Consider the following 6,423-nt stretch of genomic DNA (forward strand, 5'->3'; position numbering starts at 1 on the left):
GTCATCACTGATCTCCTCTCAAATGTCAGGGCAAACATGGCCCTGAAGAGAGTCTTGATGATCAGTGCAATTTACGCAGGTAAGGACGGAGAAAGCTGCCGCGAATGCGGCTTAGTTCAACAGATTTATTAGACAGAATCGGCCTTCCCCAGGAAAGACAGACTCTTTCACATCGGTGATATACAGATCAATCCCCGCCATCTGCCTTCCCCCTCCGGGCACCAGACACCCCCTGGCCCCAGCCAGCCCCGCCGGTAAATTCATGACTCAATGAAAGGAAACCCAAAGAAAAAACCCACCGCCGAAGCCCACCCGCTTCGCCAGCACGGTTCCATCGCCACCCGGGGCGGGTGGCGGGAAGATGCGTCAGCACACAGTTGGCCGGTATTGCACTGGCCCTGTTGATCTCCATGTCTCCGGCTCCTTGCCGAAAATCCACACTGCCACCAAGGCTAGTTCATTTTGTGACGATTTTCACGCCTCCACCGGCTCCAGCAATTCCATCAGCAGTTGTGCATGGGCGCGTCTGAGGTCTTTCAGGCTGGCCTGGGTGGCTTTTTCTCCAAAGATCATCCGCGTGATGGCGGCGTACAGGGCCGGGGCCATGAGTAGTTCCGCCTGCTGGGTGAGGGGGCTGTGGCGTACGAGGCCCCGGGCGCGGCAGTGCTCCAGCATGGTCTTCTGTTCCTTCAGATAGATGTCCAGCACCTCGCGGCGCCAGTAGTCCACCAGGTGGGGGGCGCGGTGGCTTTCGGTGATCAGCAGGCGCAGGGCGGCGATGAAATCCGGGTCGGTAACCCGGTCGTAGGTGTGTGCAATGAAGGCGTCCACTACCTCCGCCAGGGTGTCGCCGTCGTCCAGCATCCATTTGCGGTTGTTGAAACTGGGACTGAGTATCTTGAACAGCAGGGTTTCGAAGATCTGGTCCTTGCTCTTGACGTGGGCGTAGAGACCGCCCTTGGACAGGCCGGCCCGGGCGGCGATGTCGTCCATCCGGGTGGCGGTGAAGCCCTTTTCTGAAAACTCGATCAGGGCTGCCTCGATGATCTGCCGCATGCGGACTTCGGCGGTGAGGCGGCGGCGTCTGGCGGGTGGCCGGGGGACGGCGATGCTGGACATGGGTGACTTTTGGGTTGCCGGGTATGTGGATGAGGTCTGTTTTTCAGGCCATGCGCCCCAGGGTCTTGCGGAAGCGGGCCAGGGAAACGCTGAAGAGTACCGTACCGATCAGGAGCAGGAACAGGCACTGGGGCCAGATCACGTCCAGGCCGGCGCCCCGGTAGAGGATGGCCTGGCCCAGTTCCACGAAGTGGGTGGTGGGGGCCACCAGCATCACCTGTTGCACCAGCTCGGGCATGCTTTCCCGTGGCGTGATGCCGCCGGAGAGCATCTGCAGGGGCAGCAGCACCAGTACCATCAGCATCCCGAACTGGGGCATGTTGCGGGCCAGGGTGGCCATGAAGATGCCCATGGAGGTGGTGGCGAACAGGTGCAGGGCGGCGCCCAGCAGGAACAGGGATACCGAGCCCTGGATGGGCACGCCCAGCAGGCCCCGCACCACCAGGAACAGGGACGCCGTGGCGGCCAGCAGGACCACCAGGCCCATGGACCAGATCTTGGCCAGCATGATTTCACCGGGGGTGACCGGCATCACCAGCAGGTGTTCCACCGTGCCGTGCTCCCGCTCCCGGATCAGGGCGGCGCCGGTGAGGATGATGGAGAGCAGGGTGACGTTGTTGATGATCTGCATCAGGGCGCCGAACCAGACCTCGTCAAGGCCGGGGTTGAAGCGGGCGCGCAGTGCCAGATCCACCGGCGGCCCCGTGGCGTCACGGTAGCGCTGCACGAATTCCTGCACCTCCGCCATGACGATCTGCTGGATATAGGTGTTGCCGATGAACGCCTGGCTCATGCGGGTGGCGTCCACGTTGAGCTGGATGTCCGGCGAGCGTCCGGCCAGCACGTCCCGCTGGAAGTTGGGCGGGATGTTGAGCACGAAGGTGTAGCGTCCGGCGTCCAGGCCCGGATCCATCTCGGCCCAGGTAATCAGCGTCGGTCGCTCGAACATGGGGGGATAGAAGGCCGAGGCGATGCGGGCGGACAGGGGGGACTGGTCCTCGTCGACGATGGCGATGGCGGCCATGTTGATGCCGGAGGGGAGGGCGGTGGCGGCGGTGTACACCGAGATGGTGACGGTGTAGAGGATCAGGACCAGCATGATCGGGTCCCGCAGGAGGCTCCACAGTTCCTTGACGCCCAGGCGATGAATGTTCATGAGGCGGCGCATGGTCAGCGCTCCTGCTTTTTCAGCAGCAGGATGGACAGTCCCATGATCACCGGCACCGCCAGCAGCATGGGCCAGAAGATGGTGTACAGGTCGCTCAGGCCCAGGCCCTTGCTGAAGATGCCCCGGGTGATCAGGAGCATGTGGGTGGCCGGGTAGATTTCACCGACGAGGCGGCCGGCGCCTTCCAGGGAACTCACTGGGTGGATCATGCCGGCAAACTGGATGGCGGGGATCAGGGTGCCGATCATGGCCAGGAACATGGCGGCCACCTGGCTGCGGGTGACGGTGGAGGCCAGCAGGCCCATGCCGGTGGAGATGATGCTGAAGATGAGCACCGCTAGCAGCAGGGTGGGGAAACTGCCGGTGACGGGCACGCCGAACAGGGTCACCGCCAGCAGGGCCATGAGCAGGAAGTTGATCATGGCCAGGGCCACGTAGGGAATCTGCTTGCCCAGCAGGAATTCGACGCGGGTGACCGGGGTGACGTAGAGGTTGGTGATGGAGCCCATTTCCTTTTCCCGCACCACCGACAGGGCGGTGAGCATGGCCGGCAGCATGAGCAGCAGCAGGGGGATGACCGCCGGCACCATGGCGGGCAAGCTGCGCACGTCCGGGTTGTAGCGGAAGCGGGTTTCGATCCCGGCGACGGGGGTGGCCGCGGCGGTGCCCAGGCGCAGGGCCTGTTGTTCCAGCAACCATTGCCGGTGGATGCCCTGGACGTAGCCGCGGACGGTCTCCGCCCGTCGCGGCATGGCGCCGTCGATCCACATGCCGATCTCCACCGGATGACCCCGCAGCAGGTCACGCCCGAAGCCGGGCGGAATCTCGATGGCCAGGGTCAGTTCGCCATTGACCATGCGCCGGTCCAGGTCGGCGTAGTCCCGGATCGGGGGCCGTTCGTTGAAGTAGCGGGAACCCGCCAGGCTCAGGGTGTAGTGCTGGCTGAGGGTGCTCTGATCATGGTCGAGGACGGCGTACTGCAGGTCTTCCACGTCCAGGCTGATGCCGAACCCCATGATCACCATGAGGATCAGCGAACCCAGCAGGGCCAGGGAGGCGCGGACCGGATCGCGGCGCAGTTCCAGGGTCTCCCGCCACAGGTAGCTGAGTAGCCGTTGCGGGCTGAACCGGGGGCTGCGGCTGTGACCGCGGGTGGGGACAGGGGGCGTCTGGGGCGTGGCCTGCTGGGGTTTGTGGCCGTCGTCCGCCACGGCCTGATCGGTGCCCGCGCCGGCCTCGATCAGGTAGTCGATGAAGGCCTGTTCCAGGCTGTCGGCACCGCGTTTTTCCACCAGTCTGGCGGGGACATCGCTGTCCAGCACCTGGCCGGCGTGCATCATGGACATGCGGTCGCAGCGTTCGGCCTCGTTCATGAAGTGGGTGGAGATGAAGATGGTCACCCTGTCCCGCCGGGACAGGTCGATGAGCAGGCGCCAGAAGTTGTCCCGGGCGACGGGGTCCACCCCGGAGGTGGGTTCGTCCAGGATCAGCAGTTCGGGGCGATGGACCATGGCCACCGCCAGGGAAAGACGCTGGCGCATCCCCAGGGGCAGTCTATCGGGCAGGCTGTTGCGCACGTCTTCCAGGTCAAAGCGCCGGACCATCTCGTCCACCCGGGCCGGTATCTCCGTCTCGGGCACCTGGAACAGACGGGCGTGCAGCACCAGGTTCTGCTGCACCGTCAGTTCCCCATAGAGGGAGAAGGCCTGGGACATGTAGCCCACCCGGCGGCGGGTGTCGATGTCCCGCGGGTCCACCTCGTGTCCGAATAGCCAGGCCTGGCCCTCGCTGGGGGGGAGCAGGCCGGTGAGCATCTTCATGGTGGTGGTCTTGCCGCAGCCGTTGGAGCCCAGAAAGCCGAAGATCTCCCCCCGGCGGATGCGCAGGCTCACCCGGTTCACCGCGACGAAATCACCAAAGCGCATGGTCAGGTCCCGGGCCTCGATGGCCACGTCGCGGGCCTCGCCATCCTCCAGAGGCGGGATGCGTACTGGTTCGTGGCCCCGTGTCTTTTCCTCCGGCAACAGCTTGATGAAGGCCTCTTCCAGATGCCGGCTGCCGGTGTTGGCCAGCAGGGCCGCCGGGGTATCCGTGGCCAGAACCTGGCCCTCGTCCATGGCCACCAGCCAGTCGAAACGCTGGGCTTCGTCCATGTAGGCGGTGGCCACCAGTACGCTCATCTGCGGGCGATCCTTGCGGATGCGGGTGATCAGGTCCCAGAACTGGGCGCGGGCCAGGGGATCGACGCCGGTGGTGGGCTCGTCCAGGATCAGCAGGTCGGGATCGTGGATCAGGGCGCAGCACAGGCCCAGTTTCTGTTTCATGCCGCCGGAGAGCTTGCCCGCCGGACGGCTCAGGAAGGGCTGCAGGCCGGTGCTGCCGGTGAGGTCGTCGATGCGGCGGCGGCGTTCGGGGGCGTCGTGGCCGAACAGGCGGGCGAAGAACTGCAGGTTTTCTTCCACCGACAGGGTGGGGTAGAGGTTGCGCCCCAGTCCCTGGGGCATGTAGGCGATGCGGGGGCAGACCGCCTCCCGGTGACGGCGGTCTGCCATGTCGCCGTCCAGGACCGTGATCTGTCCTGTCTGCATGGCCCGGGCGCCAGCCAGCAGGGCCAGCAGGCTGGACTTGCCCACCCCGTCCGGCCCGATCAGGCCCACCATGCGGCCGGCGGGGATCTCCAGGTCGATATCCCGCAGGGCGATGACCGGGCCGTAGCGCAGTCCCACCCCTTGCAGTCGGGCGACCACGGGGGCGGCGTTCATCCGCGGGGTACCCGGGCAGCGAGTGCGTCAGGCCAAGGGGTTTGCGGGTCCAGTTTCACCCAGACCACGCCGGGCAGGCCGGTCTTCACCTGGGTGAGGTGCTGTTGCAGCAGTTCCCGGTCGATCTGGGCCCGGACCCGGAACATGAGTTTCTGGCGTTCGGAGGCGGTTTCCACGGTCTTTGGGGTGAACTGGGCGGTGCTGGCCACGAAGGAGATGTGGGCGGGAATCACATATTGGGGGGCGGCGTCCAGAATGATGCGGGCCTCGCTGCCCAGGGCCACCCGGCCGGCCTGCTCGGTGGGCAGGAAGAAGGTCATGTATACGTCGCTCAGGTCCACCAGGTTGAGCACGCGGCCGCCGGCTCCCAGCACCTCGCCCGGCTGGGCCACCCGGAACTGTACCCGGGCGTCCCGGGGGGCGGTGAGCCGGCTGTCCAGAATGTCTGCCTCGATGCGGGTGATGGTGGCGGCGGCGGCGGTCACGCCGGACTCGGCGCCGGTCACCTGGGCCTCGGCGGCGGCGATGGCGGCGCGTACGGCCTCCGCCTGGGCCTTGGCCGCATCCACCGCCGCGCGGGTGCTCTGGGTGCGTGCGCGGTCGTCATCCAGGATCTGTTCGGAGATGGCGCCCCGCTGGGACAGGCTCTCCGAACGGACCAGCCGGCGCTGGGCGGCGTCCAGCTCGCTTTCCCGCTGCACCACCAGGGCCTGGGCGGCGGCCAGGTCGCTGCGGCGCAGGGCCACCTGGGCCCTGGCGCTGAGCACCGTGGTGAGGGCCTGCTGGTGCTGGGCGCGGGCCTCGGCCAGTTGGGCCTCCAGGGAGCGGGTGTCCATCTGCGCCAGTACCTGTCCGGTGGTGACGAAATCCCCTTCGTCCACGAAGATCTCCGCCACCCGTCCCGGCAGCTTGGTGGCCACGTCGATTTCGGTGGCCTCGATGCGGCCGTTACCCGAGGCAAGACCCGGGTGGGTGGCACTGCCCTGGAAGTGTTGCCAGGCCAGATAGGCACCGGCGGCGATCAGCAGGGCAATGGCGGCGATGCTCAGGGGCCTGATGGGAACGCGCATGGCTTGTTTCCTGGGACAGGGTTGGGGCAGGGATGCTTGGCTGAGTCATGTTGAAGTGGTCCAATTGTAGCGGACACCCCGTTAAGCCCTCGTAGGCTATGCATTGGAGGTGTTCATGAGCAAGAAGGCACGACGTCGATACACGGCGGAATTCAAGGCTGAGGCAGTGGCGTTGGTTGAGCGCCAGGGGTATGGGGTGGCCGAAGCTGCCCGGTCTCTGGGAATCAATCGCAGCCTGTTGGATCGGTGGTTGCGCAAGGAACGTGAGCGGCAATCTCCCCAGCATGACCAACAGGAGGACCAG

The 6,423-nt window shown here is 65.8% G+C and carries 5 protein-coding genes; 1 reads left to right on the forward strand and 4 read right to left on the reverse strand.

Annotated features, from left to right (window positions below):
* Positions 1-474 precede the first annotated feature (474 nt).
* Genes CKO35_RS17045 through CKO35_RS17060 form a run of 4 tightly spaced genes read right to left on the reverse strand, consistent with a single transcriptional unit; the run spans position 475 to position 6,119 of the window.
* Positions 475-1,119 (reverse strand): TetR/AcrR family transcriptional regulator, encoded by a 645-nt coding sequence (locus CKO35_RS17045; RefSeq protein WP_200177314.1) that lies wholly within the window; start codon positions 1,117-1,119, stop codon positions 475-477.
* Positions 1,120-1,162: 43 nt separating this feature from the next.
* Positions 1,163-2,287 (reverse strand): ABC transporter permease, encoded by a 1,125-nt coding sequence (locus CKO35_RS17050; protein WP_242467337.1) that lies wholly within the window; start codon positions 2,285-2,287, stop codon positions 1,163-1,165.
* A gap of 2 nt (positions 2,288-2,289) precedes the next feature.
* Entirely contained in the window at positions 2,290-5,049 is a 2,760-nt protein-coding gene (gene rbbA / locus CKO35_RS17055; protein WP_200177315.1) for a ribosome-associated ATPase/putative transporter RbbA, read from the reverse strand.
* On the reverse strand, positions 5,046-6,119 hold the full coding sequence (locus CKO35_RS17060) for an HlyD family secretion protein (RefSeq protein ID WP_200177316.1): 1,074 nt from the start codon (positions 6,117-6,119) through the stop codon (positions 5,046-5,048). The genes rbbA and CKO35_RS17060 overlap by 4 nt, the downstream gene beginning before the upstream one ends.
* A gap of 115 nt (positions 6,120-6,234) precedes the next feature.
* Between CKO35_RS17060 and CKO35_RS17065 the strand changes: the two genes are divergently transcribed.
* On the forward strand, positions 6,235-6,423 hold a 189-nt coding region (locus CKO35_RS17065), incomplete at its 3' end, for a transposase (protein ID WP_200173378.1).

The sequence above is a fragment of the Ectothiorhodospira shaposhnikovii genome (assembly GCF_016584105.1).
In the GTDB taxonomy this organism is placed as follows: domain Bacteria; phylum Pseudomonadota; class Gammaproteobacteria; order Ectothiorhodospirales; family Ectothiorhodospiraceae; genus Ectothiorhodospira; species Ectothiorhodospira shaposhnikovii.

Coding starts and splice junctions, on each gene's coding strand:
- CKO35_RS17045 (WP_200177314.1), bottom strand. CDS start 1,119: ATGTCCAGCATCGCCGTCCCCCGGCCACCCGCCAGACGCCGCCGCCTC.
- CKO35_RS17050 (WP_242467337.1), bottom strand. CDS start 2,287: ATGCGCCGCCTCATGAACATTCATCGCCTGGGCGTCAAGGAACTGTGG.
- rbbA (WP_200177315.1), bottom strand. CDS start 5,049: ATGAACGCCGCCCCCGTGGTCGCCCGACTGCAAGGGGTGGGACTGCGC.
- CKO35_RS17060 (WP_200177316.1), bottom strand. CDS start 6,119: ATGCGCGTTCCCATCAGGCCCCTGAGCATCGCCGCCATTGCCCTGCTG.